Origin of the sequence: Stenotrophomonas sp. SKA14 (genome assembly GCF_000158575.1) — a bacterium.
Taxonomy (GTDB): Bacteria; Pseudomonadota; Gammaproteobacteria; order Xanthomonadales; family Xanthomonadaceae; genus Stenotrophomonas; species Stenotrophomonas forensis.
This window is the reverse complement of the sequence record NZ_DS999412.1, coordinates 3229675-3246657: the sequence shown is the minus strand read 5'-3', so window position 1 is coordinate 3246657 and position 16983 is coordinate 3229675. Positions and strand designations below refer to the sequence as shown.

Annotated in this window: 16 protein-coding genes; 8 read left to right on the top strand and 8 right to left on the bottom strand. The window is 66.9% G+C overall.

Annotation, left to right across the window (positions count from 1 at the left end; all coding sequences use genetic code 11):
- Position 1 precedes the first annotated feature (1 nt).
- Positions 2–976 carry an ABC transporter substrate-binding protein gene (locus SSKA14_RS14585; protein ID WP_008268438.1) on the top strand — a complete coding sequence of 325 codons (975 nt, stop codon included), beginning with the start codon at positions 2–4 and terminating at the stop codon, positions 974–976.
- 87 nt (positions 977–1063) lie between these two features.
- Here SSKA14_RS14585 and SSKA14_RS14580 read toward each other — a convergent pair whose 3' ends face one another.
- On the bottom strand, positions 1064–4180 hold the full coding sequence (locus SSKA14_RS14580; protein WP_008268466.1) for a discoidin domain-containing protein: 3117 nt from the start codon (positions 4178–4180) through the stop codon (positions 1064–1066).
- 222 nt (positions 4181–4402) lie between these two features.
- Here SSKA14_RS14580 and SSKA14_RS24295 point away from each other — a divergent pair, with 222 nt between their 5' ends.
- Positions 4403–4645, top strand: a complete 243-nt coding sequence (locus SSKA14_RS24295; protein ID WP_083797380.1) for a hypothetical protein — start codon at positions 4403–4405, stop codon at positions 4643–4645.
- A gap of 33 nt (positions 4646–4678) precedes the next feature.
- Entirely contained in the window at positions 4679–5176 is a 498-nt protein-coding gene (locus tag SSKA14_RS14575; protein ID WP_040009712.1) for a DNA-binding protein, read from the top strand.
- A gap of 93 nt (positions 5177–5269) precedes the next feature.
- Here the strand turns inward: SSKA14_RS14575 and SSKA14_RS14570 are convergent, their stop codons facing one another.
- The 4 genes from SSKA14_RS14570 to SSKA14_RS14555 form a co-directional block, all read right to left on the bottom strand.
- Entirely contained in the window at positions 5270–6163 is an 894-nt protein-coding gene (locus SSKA14_RS14570) for an SDR family oxidoreductase (protein WP_040007906.1), read from the bottom strand.
- Positions 6164–6186: 23 nt separating this feature from the next.
- Positions 6187–6684, bottom strand: coding sequence for a DUF1097 domain-containing protein (locus SSKA14_RS14565; protein WP_040007904.1), 498 nt, complete (start codon positions 6682–6684; stop codon positions 6187–6189).
- Positions 6685–6700: 16 nt separating this feature from the next.
- The gene (locus SSKA14_RS14560; protein WP_008265100.1) at positions 6701–7444 is read right to left on the bottom strand and encodes an SDR family oxidoreductase; all 744 of its coding nucleotides are present in this window, start codon (positions 7442–7444) and stop codon (positions 6701–6703) included.
- Between the two features lie 223 nt (positions 7445–7667).
- Entirely contained in the window at positions 7668–8744 is a 1077-nt protein-coding gene (locus SSKA14_RS14555) for an MBL fold metallo-hydrolase (RefSeq protein ID WP_008267543.1), read from the bottom strand.
- Between the two features lie 104 nt (positions 8745–8848).
- Between SSKA14_RS14555 and SSKA14_RS14550 the strand changes: the two genes are divergently transcribed.
- Complete coding sequence (locus tag SSKA14_RS14550; RefSeq protein ID WP_008264847.1) at positions 8849–9460, top strand: TetR/AcrR family transcriptional regulator; 612 nt, start codon at positions 8849–8851, stop codon at positions 9458–9460.
- Here the strand turns inward: SSKA14_RS14550 and SSKA14_RS14545 are convergent.
- The gene (locus SSKA14_RS14545) at positions 9457–11403 is read right to left on the bottom strand and encodes an EAL domain-containing protein (protein WP_008268270.1); all 1947 of its coding nucleotides are present in this window, start codon (positions 11401–11403) and stop codon (positions 9457–9459) included. The genes SSKA14_RS14550 and SSKA14_RS14545 overlap by 4 nt on opposite strands.
- 95 nt (positions 11404–11498) lie before the next feature.
- Positions 11499–12215, bottom strand: coding sequence for an SDR family NAD(P)-dependent oxidoreductase (locus tag SSKA14_RS14540; RefSeq protein ID WP_008266135.1), 717 nt, complete (start codon positions 12213–12215; stop codon positions 11499–11501).
- 184 nt (positions 12216–12399) lie between these two features.
- Here SSKA14_RS14540 and SSKA14_RS14535 point away from each other — a divergent pair, with 184 nt between their 5' ends.
- The 4 genes from SSKA14_RS14535 (at position 12400) to SSKA14_RS14520 (ending at position 16009) form a co-directional block, all read left to right on the top strand.
- Positions 12400–13203, top strand: coding sequence for an APH(3')-II family aminoglycoside O-phosphotransferase (locus SSKA14_RS14535; protein ID WP_040009711.1), 804 nt, complete (start codon positions 12400–12402; stop codon positions 13201–13203).
- 81 nt (positions 13204–13284) lie between these two features.
- On the top strand, positions 13285–13875 hold the full coding sequence (locus SSKA14_RS14530; protein ID WP_008267391.1) for a TetR/AcrR family transcriptional regulator: 591 nt from the start codon (positions 13285–13287) through the stop codon (positions 13873–13875).
- Positions 13872–14906 carry a heparan-alpha-glucosaminide N-acetyltransferase domain-containing protein gene (locus tag SSKA14_RS14525; protein ID WP_008266418.1) on the top strand — a complete coding sequence of 345 codons (1035 nt, stop codon included), beginning with the start codon at positions 13872–13874 and terminating at the stop codon, positions 14904–14906. The genes SSKA14_RS14530 and SSKA14_RS14525 overlap by 4 nt, the downstream gene beginning before the upstream one ends.
- A 98-nt stretch (positions 14907–15004) precedes the next feature.
- Positions 15005–16009 carry an aminoglycoside phosphotransferase family protein gene (locus tag SSKA14_RS14520; RefSeq protein ID WP_008268462.1) on the top strand — a complete coding sequence of 335 codons (1005 nt, stop codon included), beginning with the start codon at positions 15005–15007 and terminating at the stop codon, positions 16007–16009.
- Positions 16010–16075: 66 nt separating this feature from the next.
- On the opposite strand, the gene SSKA14_RS14515 is transcribed toward SSKA14_RS14520, so the two are convergent.
- Entirely contained in the window at positions 16076–16963 is an 888-nt protein-coding gene (locus tag SSKA14_RS14515; protein ID WP_008267064.1) for a DMT family transporter, read from the bottom strand.
- Positions 16964–16983 lie beyond the last annotated feature (20 nt).

Below are 16983 nucleotides of genomic sequence, written 5' to 3'. Positions count from 1 at the left end.
CATGAGCCCTGCAGCATCGCGTGGACCGTCGCGCAGCACCCTGTTGATCGTGGGCGTGCTGGTCATCGGCATCGCTGGCATCGTCTATTCGCGCGTACGCCAGGCACCGGATGCCGGCACCGTGGCAGTGGCCAGCCTGGCCGGTGCGAACACCGCCGTGCTGAAAGGCACGCTCGATCCGAAGGCGCAGGCGTTGATTCCCGCTGGCTACCGCTTCGTCACGCCCGGTACGTTCACCGTGGCCACCCACCCGGGGCAGCTGCCATTGGCCGACTATGGTTCCGACAGCAAGGAGGTGGTCGGCATCGAGCCGGACATCGCGCGGCTGATTGCCGATGCGCTGGGCCTGAAGCTGGTGATCGTGCCGGTGGCCTGGGCCGACTGGCCTCTGGGGCTGGAATCGGGCAAGTACGATGCGGTGCTGTCGAACGTGACGGTGACCGAGGAGCGCAAGAAGAAGTTCGATTTCTCCAGTTATCGCTACGACCTGCTGGGCATCTATACGCGCAGCGACGGGCCGATCCGGAAGATCGACAAACCCGCCGACGTGGCCGGACTGAAGGTGGTGGTCGGTGCTGCCACCAACCAGGACCAGATCCTGCGGCAGTGGGACCAGCAGAACATCGCCGCCGGGCTGAAGCCGGTGGAATACCAGTACTTCGATGATGCGGTGGTGGGGCGGCTTGCGGTGATCACCGGCCGTGCCGACGTCTCGTTCGAGCCCAATGCCAGCGGCGCCTACTCGGCGCGCGACGGCAAGGTACGGCGCGTCGGCCTGTTCCCCGGGGGCTGGCCGAACGCTGCGGCGATCTCGGTGACCACCCGCAAGGGCAGCGGCCTGGCCGACGCAGTGACGCAGGCGCTGAATACCCAGATCGGCAGCGGCACCTATGCGCAGGCGCTGGCGCGCTGGAACGTGGCCGAGGAAGCAGTGCCGCAGTCGCAGACCAATCCGCCGGGGTTGCCTTCACTCTGACGCCGGGCGTGGCCCGGCGCGGCCCTGTAGCGTCGAGCTTGCTCGACTGGGGTGGGGGCGGCGAAGTGCAGTCGAGCAAGCTCGACTCTACCAGCGCGCTTCCAGCCTCCGGAACGGTTTCGCCAAGCGCACGCCCTCGGCGTCGAAGTCGGCAACTGGCCGCCCATCCACACGCACCGATTTCGGTATCGTGCGCTCCGGCCACCAGACCTTCACCGCCGTGTCGTTGCGCAGCCCATTGCCCAGGGTGACCGTCAGCGCGCCGTCACGCTGCCGCGCCTGCATCTGCAAGGTGCCATACGCGGTGGGCAGTCGCTCCACCGCCAGCCCATCACCGGCCACCCAGGACGGCGGAGTGCCCGGCAGCAATGACAGCGCATCATCGTCTTCGCGCATCAGCATGCCGAACAGCGTGCGGCCGTACTCGGCACCAATCCAGGTGTGCGGCATGTCACCCAGGTAGCGCGGGAAGCGCAGCCGCGAATGCACGACTTCGGCCAGCACCTGCCACTCCAGCGGGCGCCGGTCATGCAGCAGGCCCTGCAGCAGTTCATCGGCGGCCTCGGGCTGGCCCAGGTGCACGTAGCTCAGTACGTTGCGGATCTCATAGGGCGTGTAGGCATACAGCGCAGCGGGCTGGTTGCGCTTGCGCACGTCTTCCAGATAGCGGGCGAAGGTCGTGCGCAGCGCTTCAGCGGGCAGCACGCTCTGAGCACCGGTCGGGTCCAGTGCGATCGATACGCCCGTGGGATCGCCATCACCCAGATCGGCCGAGGACGGGATGAAGTCGATGCCCTTCCACGCCATCGTCGCGCGGATCGAGGCGTGCAGCGCGTCGTAGAGGGCTTTGTACTGCTGGCGCGCCCACACCGCGGTTTCGTGATCGCCCAGTGCGTCGGCCAGCCACGCGCCATCGTGCCAGCCCTTCAGGCCCCAGTAGTCATCCCAGTAGCTGTGGGTGGGCGAGGGGTAGCCCTCATGACTGATCGATGGTGCAAGGATGCCCGCGAAGCGTTCCGGCGCCGGCTGGCCGGCCATGTAACCCGCTACCAGCGTGCGCTCGCGCAGTTCCTGCAGGAAGCGCAGCGCCGCTTTCACTTTCGGCAGGTACGCTCGCACCGACTCTGGCCCGCCATCGAGCCGGGCGACATCGGCAACCAGCGCCACGTACTGGCCCTGGCTGTCGTACTCGATGTCCGAACCGAAACCGGTGTTGACGCTGCCATCGTCGTTGAGGATCGGCGAGACCAGTCCGTTGGCGTGCACGCCGTGCTCGCTGTACCACGCCAGGTAGTCGCGCGCGACCTTGGCTTCGCCCATGCGCAGCAGCACCGCCGACGTGGCCATGCCGTCGCGGATGAAGGAACGATTGTAGTTGCGTGGCCCCGGCTGCATGGCGGGGCCGGTCTGGTTGATCAACATGTACGCCGCCTGTGCGCGCAGCATGTCCACCAGCGAAGGATCGGGTAGGCGCAGCCCCACCTGGCCCAACCGTGCCTGCCAATCCGCCGAGGCCTGCGTGGCCAGCGTGTCGAACGCTGCATCGGCGTCGTGCGGCAGCGAGGACAGGTCGAGCGGCGGCGCTTCCGGCAATGCAGCGTTGGCATCCACGGCGGCGGTACCCAACGGGAAGGCGACCACAACGGCATCGCTGGCACCGGGCGCCAGCGAAACGCGATAGCTCAGGGCCGCTGCGGCAAGGCCCTGGTCATCCTGCGCCTGTTGCGTGTCGGGCAGTGTGCCGGCGGCGATGGCGCTGGTGATTTCCGTTGCACCCTCCTTGCCAAAGGGCGCAGCGGCGGACGCCGTCACCGGGGTGAGTGAATGCAGCAGGGTACGGCCATTGATGCGCACCGCCTGATCTTCGACGGACACGTCGCGAATGGGTGACAGGCCACCGTTCTGCCACGGCGGGTTCATCTGCATCGGGCGTACAACCAGGGTCAGCGTGCCGTTGATCGTGGTCGTGCCGCTGTTGTGCAGCCGGTGGCGAAGCAGGGTGACCGGCTGCCCGTCGCGCTCGATGGCGAAGGCCTCGCTGCGCAGCTCCAGTCCGGGCTGCGGCGCCCAGGTGGCCGACGGCATCGGCTTCCAGCCATCGCGCAGTGCATGCTGCACCGTCTGCCCCGCGGCACCTGCAGCGTGCCCGTCGGCATTGCGCCAGATCGGCTGCACCAGCGGTGCGCCCTTGAAGGCTTCGAGATTGCCGTACTCGTCGAAGATCGATTTCTGCCGGCCTGCGTGCACACCCACGGCAGTCCAGTAGGTCTGCTGCATCTGCAGTGAGGCAGGAAACAAGGCACGTTGCGCGCCGCTGGCGGCAATCTGGTAACGCTTCATCGGCGTCATCACCGCCTTCGGGCCCAGCAGGCGGATGCGGGCGATCTGCGCAGCGCCGCCGTGCACCGTCAACCGAAGTGCCTGGATGGCGAGCGGCGCGCTGGCGGCGAGCCAACTCTGCTGCCGGGTTGCGGCCTGCGCATCCATCGCCAGCGCATGCCAGCGGCCTTTTGCATCCTGGGCCTGCAGCGCTGCGGCGCCATGCACGTTGGCCCAGTCCACCGCCAGCCCGGTGCTCGGCTGCGGGCGCGGCAACGTGATGTCGAGTGTATGGACACCGCCCTTGCCAGCGGGAATGGCTACTGCACTGCCGCCTTGCCACAGCGCCGCTGACTGCGTGGCGTCGAGTCCCACCACGCGCGCACTGAGCGACGTATCGAGCGGTTCCATTTCGAAGATCGACACGCCCCAGTCGGAGGTGCGCTGCGGACTGGCCAGGCGCAGGTAGCGGGCCTGGCGTGGCGCGAAGTACAGCGTTTCGACGCCGCCGAGTGAATCGCCCATGGTGTAGGCGGTCTGCCACTGCGTCCCGTCCAGCGAGGTCTGCAACGTGTAGCCTTCGGGATTGGAGACATCCCAGGTCAGGCGCACGCCAGCGAGCGTGGCCGGCGCGCCGAAGTCGATCTGGAACCAGTGGCCGGGACTGAACGCGCCGCCGGTCACCGTGCTCGGATCGTTGTCGATCAGGTGGCTGATGGCCATGGCCGGAACCTGCTGCGATGAAGCACTTGCCCGCCACTGGTCGCGGGCCGGCAGGCTCTGGGCCTGCACGGAAAACGCCAGCCCGACAAACAGCAGGGCTGCGGTAGGACGGAAAGAGGAGGGCAGCTTCAGGACCGTGGAGCGTTCAACGCGCAATGCCATTACAGACAGCCTCGCAGGTTCGGCCGGGATCGGGCGAGCGCTACGCTAGCAAGGGCTGTAACCGTTTACATGACGCACTGCGGTAGGCGATGCAACGAGCGCTGACGGATGTGGCTCTGGACGCATGGCCAGGATCGCCTAGGGTCATTGCTCAAGGTTGAAGTGCCAAGGTTGTCAGTTGACAACCTTGGTGTGTCATGTGCAGACTAGGGAGAACAAGGAATGTCTCGTGCTCGTCATCCCGACAAGGACATCGAATCGGTACTGCGGTTCGCGGAAGCTCGAGGTTGGACCCTCCGTGTAGGTGGCAGCCATGCGTGGGGCCGGATGTATTGCCCTTACAACGACACCGACTGCCGATGTGGCGAATTCTGTGTCGTGAGCATCTGGAGCACGCCGCGCAGTCCTGGCAACCACGCGCGCGCCTTGCGCCGCGTGGTCGAGAACTGCAGTCGTGAGCAATGAAATCAGGCTTCGATGGAAGCGAGGTGGCAGATGATGGAGTTCAATTTCACCCTGAAGTACCGCTTGCCCGCACTCTACGATGACGTCGGAGTGCTTGAGCGGCGGCTGGTAGAGGCGGGGTGTGACGACGCGCTTCTGGGCAGCGGCTTGCCGGGAAGGATGGCGCTGGCCTTCTGCCGTGACGCCGACAGCGCGGTGGTCGCGCTGTGCTCGGCAGTGGATGATGTGCAGCGGGCCGTGCCGGGTGCCGAACTGGTGGAGGTGAGTCCGGATCTGGTGGGGCTTACGGATGTAGCCGATCTGCTAGGGATGTCGCGACAGAACATGCGGAAGCTCATGCTGGCCAACCCGCAGTCGTTTCCGTCTCCGGTGCATGAGGGCTCAACCTCGATCTGGCATCTGGCCGACATTCTGGGTTGGTTGCGTGCGCGTGGCAGCGAAAAGGTCACCATGGAACTGGCCGAACTGGCCGCGGCCGCATTGCAGTTGAATCTGGCCCGGGAAGGGCGCAGGTTGCAGCCGAAGGCGTAGTGCCCGGCTACGGCATCAGCGTCGTCACCCGCGCGCTGGCGTCCTGCGAAAGGGCGCCCGAAGGCGCCCCGCAGGTGCACTGGTTTTCCGGGCTCAACCTCGTGGCGAGAGCAGGTCTGCAAGACCGATTGCGGTGTACATCTCGCGTCGCATGCGATCGGCAACGGCATTGACCACTTCGGCGCCGTCCTGTGACGGGTCTACATGTACCCGGAATGGCCGATGTCCGTGTGGCAGGCCCACCACCCGTACGATCTGCCGCGCGACCTCCTCGGGATCGGCATCTGCAGGCTCCAGCCCTGCGAGGCCCTTCAGTGCCTGGTCGGCGACACCTGCATAGGGGCCATTCTCATAGTCGGCCGTGATGGCGCTATCGGCGGGTGTGCCCGAATGCAGGAAGTGGTTGGTGCCCTTTGTGAATGCACCCGGCACCATGATGGTGGTCTCGATGCCCCACCGCGACAGTTCGGTTGAATAGGACACTGCCAGTGCATCCATTGCTGCCTTGGCGGCGAAGTAGGGCGCAAGGAACGGTGGAGTGCCACCGCGTGTGGAGGATGAGCCGATCCAGACGAGCAGGCCGCTGCCACGACGGCGCAGGTGTGGAAGCGCGGCGCGGTTCACCCGCTGTGTGCCCAGCACATTGACGTCGTACTGCTGCATCAGCTGTTCCGGGGTGAACGCTTCAGCCGGCCCGAACACCATGTGCCCGGCGTTGTGCACGATGACGTCGAGCGCGCCTGCGTCGGCCAGCACGTGTTCGACCGCCGCCTGGCTGGACGCGTCCGACTGTACGTCCAATTCTACGCTACGAAGGTCGGCGTGATGTGCGTCTGCCCACTGTGCGATGTCGGCCACGCGGGTTGCATTGCGCCCGCGTGTTTCGCGCATCGAGGCGTAGACGACGTGGCCGGCAAGGGCCAGTGCCTTGGCGGTCATCAGGCCGAAGCCGGAGGATGCGCCGGTGATCAGGATGGTGTGTGACATGGAAACTCCAGAAGAAGAAAGGGTCATGGCCGGGCGCGGGCCAACAGGCGCTGCGGCACGGTGTGCGCGGTCCAGGCGGCCAGTGAGCCGAGGGCGCTGGCCGCGGCCAGTTCGGAGAGATGGGCCAGCGAGGGCTCAAGGTGGGCCGCGAACCAGCTGACCAGTCCGAGGAAGTACCCCAGCAGGTTGTTCAATACCGGCAGGCCACGCAGGGCGACCACGCACAGCGCTACGACCAGTACAACGACGGGCACGGCCAACGAAGGACCCAATGAGGGAGCGAGCAGGCCCACTGCAAGTGTTGCCAATGCGCCGATGCCCAGCCCGAACCAGACGCAGGCCAGGTTTTCGATCGTGGAGCGGGTGCCCTGCAGCCGCGTGAAAAAGGCAATCCAACCGATGAACATCGTCCACACCGGCCAGCCGGCATGCAGCGCACCGGCAGCGGCGAAGGCCGCAGTGAGCGCCGCGGTCACGGTGACGAGGGCGTAAGCGCTACGGGAAACGGGGATCGGATTCATGGCGTCTCTCCGTGGTTCAGACCGCGCCGCCGTTGGCACGCAGAACCTGACCGTTGATCCACCCGCCGTCGGTGCCGGCCAGGAAGGCCACAGCAGCGGCGATGTCATCCGGGGTGCCCAGGCGTTCAAGCGGACTCATCTTTGCCAGCCGGTCGATCAGTTCGGCTGATTTGCCTTCCAGGAACAGGCTCGTGGCAGTCGGGCCCGGTGCCACGGCATTCACGGTGATGCCGCGACCGCGCAGTTCCTTGCTGAGGATGGCGCTCATGGTTTCCACCGCCGCCTTGCTTGCGGCATAGACGCCATAGCGCTCGAGCTTGAATCCGACCACGCTGGTGGACAGGGTGACGATGCGGCCACCGTCGCGAACACGGCGTGCGCTCTCGCGCAGCACATTGAACGCGCCCTTCAGGTTGATGGCGATGAGGCGGTCGAACAGGGTGTCTTCGCTCTCGGCCAGCGAAGCGAGTTCCAGTACCCCGGCACTGTTCACGACCACATCGACACCGCCGAAACGTGCCTCGATCGCATCGAACAGGGACTGCACGGACTGCGGGTTGGCGACATCGGCTTGAAGCGCGATGGCCTGGCCCCCCTTGGCCATCAGCTCGGTGGCCAGCGCCTCGGCTTCTTCGTGACGGCCGGCATAGTTGATGGCAACCGCAAAGCCGTCGGCGGCCAGGCGGCGGGAGATGGCGGCGCCAATGCCGCGCGAGCCGCCGGTGACAAGGGCAACGGGGGTTGAGGAAGCGATGTTCATGTTCAGATCCAGGAAGGCGCACCCACATGGCGCACGGTCATCCTGGACGTGATTGCGGGACGGATAATCCCCCTTGATCCGGCAACATCATCCGGGCAACCGAACAATCAGGTCGACGGCCCGCTGTACGTCCCCGTCCGGGCCGCCAGAGGCGGCAGTGCCTGCTGCAACACCCGCGCGAGGCGGGTGCGGCAGCACGTTCCACGCAGGGCGCGGTCGCCGGTTACAACTGCACCTGCTCCCACCAGCGCGTGCCGGCGCTCGGCGCCTGCATGTCCAGCGCTTCGCCCATCATCGGCGTGGCGACCGGCACGCTGTTTGCCTTCGCCAGGGCGGTGATGCGCTCGAACGGTTGCTGCCAGGCATGCAGGGCGAGGTCGAAGGTTCCGTTGTGGATCGGCAGCAGCCACTTGCCGCGCAGGTCCAGGTGGGCCTGCAGGGTCTGTTCCGGTTGCATGTGCACGAACGCCCAGCGCGGGTCATAGGCACCGGTTTCGATCATGGTGAGGTCGAACGGGCCGTACTTCTCGCCGATGGCCTTGAAGCCATCGAAGTAGCCGGTGTCGCCACTGAAGAAGATGCGGAAGTCGCCATCCTGGATGACCCACGACGCCCACAGGCTGCGATCACTGTCGCCCAGCCCACGGCCGGAAAAATGCTGGCCCGGGGTGGCGGTCAGGCGCAGGCCGCTGGCTTCGGTCGACTGCCACCAGTCCAGTTGTTCCACCTTGGCCGCATCCACGCCCCAGGCGATGAGCTGGTCGCCCACCCCCAGCGGCGCAATGAATCGTGCGGTCTTGCCGGCCAGTTGCATCACCGCGGCGTGGTCGAGATGGTCGTAGTGGTTGTGCGACAGGATCACGCCCGCGATCGGCGGCAGTTCGTCGATGCTGATCGGCGGCGCGTGGAAGCGCGCCGGGCCCATCCACTGCACCGGGGAGGCGCGTTCGGAAAACACCGGGTCGGTCAGCCAGTATTGGCCGCGCAGCTTCAGCAGGATCGTCGAGTGCCCGAGCCGGAACAGGCTGCGGTCGGGCGCGGCGTCCAGGCGGACGCGGTCCAGCGGCAGCACTGGAATCGGGTGCGCCGGCACCGTGCCCTTGGGCTTGTTGAACAGGAACGTCCACCAGATCTCCGCGCCGTCGCGCAGGCCCATTGCCGGCCGCGGCAGGGCGTTGCGGAACTTGCCGTCGCGGTACTGCGGCGAATCGGGGAAGTCGGGAAGGGACCAGGACTTGCAGAAGGTGTAGGCGGTCACGGCGAGGATTCCAAGCAAAAGGACAAGGAGCAGGCGCTTCATGGGTGACGTCCGCTGAGTACACTGCACAGTGTAGTTTCGTGTTTTTCAAAAGTACACTGCCCGGTGTAAAATGTGCGCATCCGTTCAGCTGACTGGTTCCTGCCATGCCCCGTGCCCCGCAACGCCTGACCGACCGCAAACGCGACGCCATCGTGCGCGCGGCGGTGGAGGAGTTCCGCGCGTCGGGTTACGAGGCCACCAGCATGGACCGCATCGCCGAAGCGGCCGGGGTCTCCAAGCGCACCGTCTACAACCATTTCCCAAGCAAGGAAGCGTTGTTCTCGATGATCCTGGAGGAGCTGTGGGAGCGCAGCGTGGCCAGCGACACGCTGCCGTACCGCGCCGACCAGCCGCTGCCGGCACAGCTGCTGCAGCTTGTGGGGCAGAAGCTGGAGCTGCTCAGCGACGCCAACTTCATCGATCTGGCGCGGGTGGCGATGGCCGAGATCATCCATTCGCCGGAACGCGCGCAGGCGATCGTCTGCCGCATGGGCGAGAAGGAAAGCGGCGAGAGTGCGTGGATCCGTGCGGCGATTGCCGATGGGCGCCTGCGTGCGGTCGATCCGGAATTTGCCGGGCACCAGCTGCACGGCCTGGTGAAGAGCTTTGCGTTCTGGCCGCAGGTGACGATGGGGCAGGCACCGTTGAGCGCGGAGGAACGCGCGCGCGTGGCCGAGTCGGCGGTGGCGATGTTCCTGGGCTACTACGCGATCTAGCTGGCAGCGAAACGACGGAATTCGTCTGCCGGTAGCGCTGCCGAGTACAGATAGCCCTGGCCGACATCCACGCCCAGTGCGCGCAGTTGCTGTTCCTGCGCCAGGGTCTCGGTGCCCTCGGCCACCACGATCGCGCCGCAGCGATGCGCGACTTCGACGATGAAACGCACGATCGACTGTGACTTGGCATCGGACAGCGTGGCGATCAACGCCTGCTCGATCTTGACCTCGGCGATGGCCAGCTGCGAGAGCAGGATCAGGGTCGAGTAGCCGGCGCCGAAATCATCCAGGGACAAGGTCACTTTGGCGGCCAGCAGCTGCGCGATGTTGGCATCGACCACGTCGCGTTCGACGATCTCGGTCCACTCGACGATTTCCAGGCGCAGCATCGTCCCGGGCACACCATGCAGCTGCAGCAGCTCCTGCAGGCGCAGGCCGAAACCGGGCAGGCGCAGCGACTCGGCGGAGACATTGACCGCCACGGTCAGCTGCAGGCCCTCACCCCGGCACTGCTGCAGGAAGTGGATGGCCGACTGCAGCGTGGCCCATTCCAGGTCGGCCAGGCGGCCCTGCCGGCGCAGCAGCGAGATCACCCGCATCGGCGTGATCATCCGGCCCTCGCCGTCGCGCATGCGCAGCAGTGCTTCGGCACCGACCAGGCGCCGGTCCTGCAGGCGATGCTTGGGCTGGTAGCACAACGGCGCGTCGCCGTGGCGAAGCCAGCGTTCCAGTGCACCTTCGATCAGCACGTCGATCTCGCTGTCACGCTGGATCGGATCGTCGAAGAACACGACGCCCGACTCGATCGCGCTCAACGCCAGGGTGATCGCGCGGAAGGGCAGGTGCCCGTCGTCGGCGTCACCGGGCGGCTTCAGTTCGACCACCGCGCAGCGGACCAGCGGCCGGAAGCCTGGCCACTCCTCGCCGATGCGCTCGGCCAGCCCGGACGCCAGTTCGGTGATGCGGGGCTGCGTGCGCAGTTCCGGCAACGACAGGCCCTGGACCAGGATCGCCAGCGCCGCGTCGCCGAACTGGTAGATCTCCAGCCTGTCCGCCGGCAGTGATGGCAGCAGGCGGTGCACGTCGTCGCCGCTGTCGCGCCGCCACAGTCCGTTATCCTGCAGCGGCCCATAGCGCAGCCGCAGGTCACGCAGGTTGCCCATCTCGGCGACGATCAGGCACGCATGACCGATGCCGTCGTTGTCGCGCCAATAGTGCTGCAGGCGTTCGCCGAGCGCGCGCATGTTGGGCAGGCCGCTGATCGGGTCGATGCGCAGCCAGGCCTGCTCGCGCTGGCGCTGGGCATCGATCTGCGCATCGTTGTAGACCAGTGCGAACACGGCGCCCAGCACCAACAGCGACACGGGCAGTGCCAGCAGTCGCTGGATCGCCAGTTCTGCCACCGGCAGCTGATCGGCACCGATGATCGCCACGCCCAGGGCCAGGCCCAGCGCGGTCACGCCGATGCGCACGCCCCAGGCCTGCAGGATCATGTGCAGCGAGAGTTCGTTGAGCATGCGCGGGTGCAGGCGCCTGCGCAGCCAGATGCCGGCCAGCATCTGCAGCAGGGATTCAAGGGCCGCGGGCAGGAAGAACTGGGTGCCGGAGAACTGGTAGCGGGCCAGCAGGCTGGCGGCCAGGCAGGCCAGGCCGCCGCGCCAGCCACCGAGCAGGCCGCTGACCAGCAGGATGTCGAAGCCGAGGTGGAGCTTGACCACGCCCTGGGTATAGCGGGCCACGAACCAGGAATTGAACAGGTAGATCAGGCCGAGCGCCACGCCCACATACAGGCGGCGCCCTTCGGTGGCATGGCCGGCACGTCGGGTGGCGATCAGCAGCACGCCGATCATGCCGATGACGGCGGTGGCCTGCAGCAGGTACAGCGGCAGGCTGGGCAGGGCACTGTCCAGGACCTGGGCCGTAACCCGTGAAAGCGCATCCATAGCAGTTCCCGCCTGTGACCGACGGCCAGTGAGGAGCAGGGTAAACCACGGCCGCGTGCGCGGCCACTGATGCCCCTTGGCGCTGGCCGCCGTGGTCAGTAGCGAGGGTCGGCGATGGCCGGCAGCACCAGTTCGCGCACGAAGCCTGAGGGCGACAGCTGCAGCAGTGCACGCACCATGGCCACCACGTCGTGTACGGGTACCAGCCCGCCTTCGCCGCGCGCTGCGGCGTCAGCTACCGGCACCGACAGTGCATCGTCGGTATTGAGATAACCCAGCTGCAGGCTGGTGACCGCCAGGCGGCGCTCGCGGAAGCCTTCGCGCAGCGCATCGGCGATACCGTTGAGGGCAAACTTGGAAGCGCCGAAGGCCACTTCCGGGCGGCCGCTGCGCGGCAGTGCCGAGGTAGAGCCAGTCAGCACCAGCTGTGGCCGTGCTGCATTCAACACACGGGGCAACAGGCGCTGCAGCAGCATCAGGGTGGCGGTGATGTTGACGTCGACCAGCTGCGCGAGCGCGGTATCGCTTTCATCGAGAAAGGCGTACTCGTCGCTGAAGGCCTTGTCTTCCCAGATGCCCAGGTTGTGGATCAGCACATCGATATCGACCGGTGCCTGCGCTGCGATATGGTCGGCAGCGTCGGTTGGCCGCGACAGGTCCGCTTCGATCCATTGCAGCTCGACGCCTTCGGGACAGGCAAGGTCGCGCGGGTGACTGCGCGAGACGCCGATGACGGTGTCGCCCGGGCCGCACAGGCCTTCGACGAATGCCCGGCCGAGGCCCCTGCTGGCGCCGATGACCATCAACTTCATGTTGCTTCCTTGTATGCGGGAGTTGCAGCGACCGTCGCGGCGCCGGCCACTGTGGACGGCTTGCAGTGATTCGTCCATCGACCCGCGCGCTGGCGTACGGTCCTGGTTCAGCGCGGCGACGCGCCTGCCGGAAGTGCGCGACAATCGCCATCGTCACCGACCGACGCTGGACCTGCGCATGTGCATGGACGAAACCGAATCCACTCCTGGCGACATGCTGCTGCCGCAGGCGTGGCAGCAGGACCTGGCCGACGCGCGTTTTGAGCGGCAGTCGATCGGTGTCTCACGCGCGGATGTTGCCCGCGTGCACCGGCCCGGACAGGCTGATGCGTTCCTGAAATCGGAAGTGATCGATGCCTTCAGCGAACTGGGTGATGAGATCGCGCGCCTGCGCTGGTTGCAGGCACAGGGGCAGCCCGCACCGACGGTGATGGCCACTGCCGAAGAAGCGGGTCGGCGCTGGTTGCTGATGAGTGCGCTGCCCGGCCGTGACCTGGCCACGTCAGTGGATCTGCCACCGCAGCAGGTGTTGGCCGTGTTGGCCGACGCATTGCGTGGGCTGCATGCCTTGCCCGTGGCAGCCTGTCCGTTCGACCAGCGGTTGGCGTCGCGCCTCCATGCCGCGCAGGCACGCGTCGAAGCCGGTGTGGTTGACGCCGACGACTTCGATGATGAACGCCTGGGCCAGAGCGCGCAACAGGTCTTTGTCGAGCTTTGCGCGAGCCGGCCGGCGCACGAAGACCGGGTGGTATGCCATGGCGATGCCTGTCTGCCCAACCTGATGGTGGCCGACGGCCGCTTCAGCGGTTTCATCGATTGCGGACGCTTGGGCGTGGCCGACCGCTACCAGGACCTGGCATTGGCCGCGCGCAGCCTCGTGCACAATTTTGGTGACACGCGCTGGGTGGCGCCGCTGTTCCAGCGCTACGGCGTGATCGCCGATGAGCGGCGGCTGGCGTTCTATCGGTTGCTCGACGAGTTCTTCTGAGGCCGGCAAGGGCTGAACGCTGGCCTGCCAGCGGCTTCGCGCGCACTTTAAAATGGACGAACGTTCGTTCACTATTCGCGCATGAGCCGAATCGACCGCAATGAGCAGCGCGTGGCCCTGATCCTGCAGGCGGCGCTGCAGTGCTTCCTGGCCAAGGGCTTCCACCAGACCAGCATGCGCGACATCGCGCAGGTGGCCGGCGTCAGCCTGGGCAACCTCTACAACCATTTTCCGGGCAAGGAGGCGATCATCCTTGCGGTTGCGGTGGCCGAGAGCGAAGAACTGGCACCGATGCTTCAGCGGCTGGCGGCCGCCGACGGCGAGCGCGCGCAGGTGATGGCGTTCCTGCTGGATCTGCATGCGCTGTGCCGGCAGCCGCAGTGGGCGACGCTTGCGGTCGAGGTGCTGGCCGAGAGCGCACGCACCCCCGCCGTGGCCGCGGCTTTCGCGGCCAATCGCAGGCAGCTGCAACAGGCTCTGGCCGATGCCCTGCAGCGCGTGGCACAGCGCGAGCGGCGGCGCCCGGCGCTGGCCCCGCCACTGCAGGCGCAGGTGCTGCTGGATGCCATTGAAAGCGATGCATTGCGCCGGGGGCTGGGCGAGGCCGATGAGGCGGATGGTGAGCCGCTGGATATCGGGCTGCTGGCGCTGCTGCTGGGTGCGCGCGCATGAGCGCCGATGACCGGCGCCTGCACGGCCTGGACCTGGCACGCTACCTCGCGCTGGCCGGCATGGTGCTGGTCAACTTCCGCCTGGCGATGGCCGTACCCGCAGGCGGCACCGGTGGGTTGCCAGGCCTCTTCCACCTGCTGGAAGGCAAGGCCTCGGCCACGTTCGTTACGCTGGCCGGACTGGGACTGGTGCTGGCCACGCAGCGGCAGGGATGGTGGTCGGCCAGCGTGCAGACCTGGCGGCGCGCACTGTTCCTGCTGGTGCTGGGCCTGCTCAATCTGACGCTGTTCCCGGCCGATATCCTGCATTACTACGCGGTGTACTTCGCACTGTCGGTGCTGTGGCTGCGTGCGTCGCCACGGCTGTTGCTGGCCAGCATCGTCGGCCTCGCCGCCGGTTCGTTCTGGGCGCTGCTGCAGTGGGACTACGGCGAAGGCTGGAATTGGCAGACGCTGGAGTATGCCGGCCTGTGGCAGTGGCCCGGCATGGCGCGCAACCTGTTGTTCAACGGCTTCCATCCGTTGCTGCCGTGGCTGTGCTTCTTCCTGCTGGGCATGCTGCTGGCGCGCCTGCCGTTGTCGCAGCCTCGGGTGCAGCGCGCGCTGCTGGTGCTGGGCCTGCTGCTGATCGGGGCCGGGCATGGCGTGCAGCAGCTGGCGCAGGGAACGCCTTGGCAGCCGTGGCTGGGAACGCAGCCGATGCCGCCGGGACCGGCCTATGTGCTGACGGGCGCGGGAGCGGCCTGCAGTGTCATCGCAGCCTGCCTGTGGCTGGCGCATCTACGCCCGGGCGAGTGGTTGGCACCGTTCACCGCGGCCGGGCGAATGACCCTGACCCTGTACGTTGGGCACATCCTGCTGGGCATGGGCACGCTGGAAAGCCTGGGCCTGCTGGATGGCCGTGCCTCGCTCGCCTCGGTGCTGCTATGGGCGCTGCTGTTCCTGTTGCTGGCAACCAGCGCGGCGTGGCTGTGGTCATGGCAGTTCGCGCGCGGCCCTCTGGAAGCGCTGATGCGGCGCGTCGCCGGCTAGTCCATTGCCCGCGACGCACAAGGGTGTGACGGACATGTCTGTGTCGCAGCCAGCGCATCTGCGATAGTAGCGGCAGGTAATACTTTCCGTTTGCATCCATGTCATTCGCTTCGGCGCAGCATCTCGGCGAAGTCCTGCAGCAATCCTATGGCATCACCGCTACCGCAGTGGTGCCACGCCCGGTGGGCGCCGATGCCAGCGCCAGCGTGTATCGCGTGGATGCGCGGCGCGGGCAATGGTGGTTGAAGTGCCGCACCTACCAGGTCGATCCAGCGGTGTGGGACAGCCTGCACTGGTTGCGCGGCACGTTGGGTATCGATGAAATCGTCGCGCCCTGGCCGGCGTTGACGGGGGGCGCGTCGGTGCAGCGCTGGGGCTTGCAGTTCACCTTGTTCCCCTACATCGAAGGGCAGTCCGGCTTCGAGGCGGCGCTGAGCCGCGCGCAGTGGCAGCGGCTGGGCGACGTGCTGCAGCGCTTGCACGCGGCGCAGCTTCCGCCGGCGCTGCAGCAGGCATTGCCCACCGTGCGGCTGGAAACCGCCGCACTGGAAACGGTGGGGCAGTGGCTGGTGGGGGAAGGGCTGGCAGTGGCGCAGGATGGACTGGGCCGCGCATTCGCTTCGGTCTGGGATCAGCAGCATGCGCGCATCGCGGCGCTGCATGCGAGCGCGCTGGAGTTGCACGCTGCATTGAAGGATGCACCGGTCGATCTGCACCTTTGCCACACCGACCTGCATGCCGGCAATCTACTGATGGGCAGCGATGGCGGCCTGCATCTGATCGATTGGGATGGCCTGTCGCTGGCGCCACGCGAGCGCGACCTGATGTTCATCGGTGGCGCCGTGGGCGGGCGTTGGGGGCGCGAGAATCCGCTTGATTTTGCAGCAGGCTATGGCAACGACCTGGGAGATCCGCGCTGGATCGCCTGGTACCGTCACTGGCGCATCCTGCAGGACCTGATCGAGTTCCAGCAAGTCCTGCTGGGCAGCGACGGAGAAGAGCGTTCGCCGCAGTTGCGCCGGCAGTCGCTGCATTACCTGGGTGAGCAGTTTGCTCCGGGTAATGTGTTCGATGCGGCGGAGCGGGCGTATCGGGCGCTGTAAATTTGCCCGACGAACCGCTGGCGCTGCGCGCGATGCGTCGAGCATGGCTCAACTCTACAGGGGGATCTACTCGGCCGGTTTGGCTGCGGCGGAGGCGGCGGCACTGGCGGCGCGGCGTGACAGCACGGCTTCGCGGTGGGCGATGTAGGCGTTGGCGGCAAGTATGATGCCGGCACCGGTGATCGTCCAGCGGTCCACGCTTTCGTTGAACAGCAGCCAGCCGAACAGCGTCACCAGCGGAAGTTGCAGGAAGCTGATCGGGGTCAGTGCAGAGACTTCGCCCAGGCGCAACGCGCGTGTCCACAACAGCTGGCCGATGGTGCCGAGCACGCCGGTGGCCAGCAGCCACAGCCAGGCGGTGCCGGTTGGCCAGACCCAGACGAACAGGGCCGGGACCAGCGACAGCGGCACCCAGAACACGTAGGTGTAGAGCACCACGGTGTCGGCGCTGTCGACGCGGGTCAGCTGCTTGATCTGGATCGCCACCAGCGAACTGAGCAGGGCGGCGGCCACGGCCACCAGGCTGCCGGCGGTGAAGCCGGCGGTACCCGGGCGCACGATCACCAGCACGCCGATGAAGCCGATCACAACCGCTGCCCAGCGACGCACGCGCACGGTTTCGCCCAACCACAGTACCGCCGCAATCGTGACGAACAGCGGGGTGGAGTAGGACAGGGAAACCGCCTGCGCCAGCGGCAGGTGGCCCAGCGCCCAGAACGCACACAGCATCGAGCCCAGGCCGATCGCGCTGCGCAGGAAATAGCGCGGCAACTGCTGGGTCTTCAGCGGCGCGTGGCCCGGGCGCAGCAGCATCGGCAACAGCGCGAGCAGGCCGAAGGCGTTGCGGAAGAACGCCACTTCCTGGGTCGGCACGTAGCGGGTGGCATAGCGGATCGCCACCGCCATCAGGCCGAACGCCATCGTGCTGCCGAGCATCAGCAGCGCCGCCCGCATCGGGGCGGCGCCTGGGGAGA

Bases quoted from the DNA above. Each gene is read 5' to 3' on its own strand.
- SSKA14_RS14575 (WP_040009712.1), top strand. From the start codon at position 4,679: ATGGAGTTCAATTTCACCCTGAAGTACCGCTTGCCCGCACTCTACGAT.
- SSKA14_RS14545 (WP_008268270.1), bottom strand. From the start codon at position 11,403: ATGGATGCGCTTTCACGGGTTACGGCCCAGGTCCTGGACAGTGCCCTG.
- SSKA14_RS14520 (WP_008268462.1), top strand. From the start codon at position 15,005: ATGTCATTCGCTTCGGCGCAGCATCTCGGCGAAGTCCTGCAGCAATCC.
- SSKA14_RS14585 (WP_008268438.1), top strand. From the start codon at position 2: ATGAGCCCTGCAGCATCGCGTGGACCGTCGCGCAGCACCCTGTTGATC.
- SSKA14_RS14570 (WP_040007906.1), bottom strand. From the start codon at position 6,163: ATGTCACACACCATCCTGATCACCGGCGCATCCTCCGGCTTCGGCCTG.
- SSKA14_RS24295 (WP_083797380.1), top strand. From the start codon at position 4,403: ATGTCTCGTGCTCGTCATCCCGACAAGGACATCGAATCGGTACTGCGG.
- SSKA14_RS14555 (WP_008267543.1), bottom strand. From the start codon at position 8,744: ATGAAGCGCCTGCTCCTTGTCCTTTTGCTTGGAATCCTCGCCGTGACC.
- SSKA14_RS14525 (WP_008266418.1), top strand. From the start codon at position 13,872: ATGAGCGCCGATGACCGGCGCCTGCACGGCCTGGACCTGGCACGCTAC.
- SSKA14_RS14560 (WP_008265100.1), bottom strand. From the start codon at position 7,444: ATGAACATCGCTTCCTCAACCCCCGTTGCCCTTGTCACCGGCGGCTCG.
- SSKA14_RS14580 (WP_008268466.1), bottom strand. From the start codon at position 4,180: ATGGCATTGCGCGTTGAACGCTCCACGGTCCTGAAGCTGCCCTCCTCT.
- SSKA14_RS14535 (WP_040009711.1), top strand. From the start codon at position 12,400: ATGGACGAAACCGAATCCACTCCTGGCGACATGCTGCTGCCGCAGGCG.
- SSKA14_RS14530 (WP_008267391.1), top strand. From the start codon at position 13,285: ATGAGCCGAATCGACCGCAATGAGCAGCGCGTGGCCCTGATCCTGCAG.
- SSKA14_RS14565 (WP_040007904.1), bottom strand. From the start codon at position 6,684: ATGAATCCGATCCCCGTTTCCCGTAGCGCTTACGCCCTCGTCACCGTG.
- SSKA14_RS14550 (WP_008264847.1), top strand. From the start codon at position 8,849: ATGCCCCGTGCCCCGCAACGCCTGACCGACCGCAAACGCGACGCCATC.
- SSKA14_RS14540 (WP_008266135.1), bottom strand. From the start codon at position 12,215: ATGAAGTTGATGGTCATCGGCGCCAGCAGGGGCCTCGGCCGGGCATTC.
- SSKA14_RS14515 (WP_008267064.1), bottom strand. From the start codon at position 16,963: ATGCGGGCGGCGCTGCTGATGCTCGGCAGCACGATGGCGTTCGGCCTG.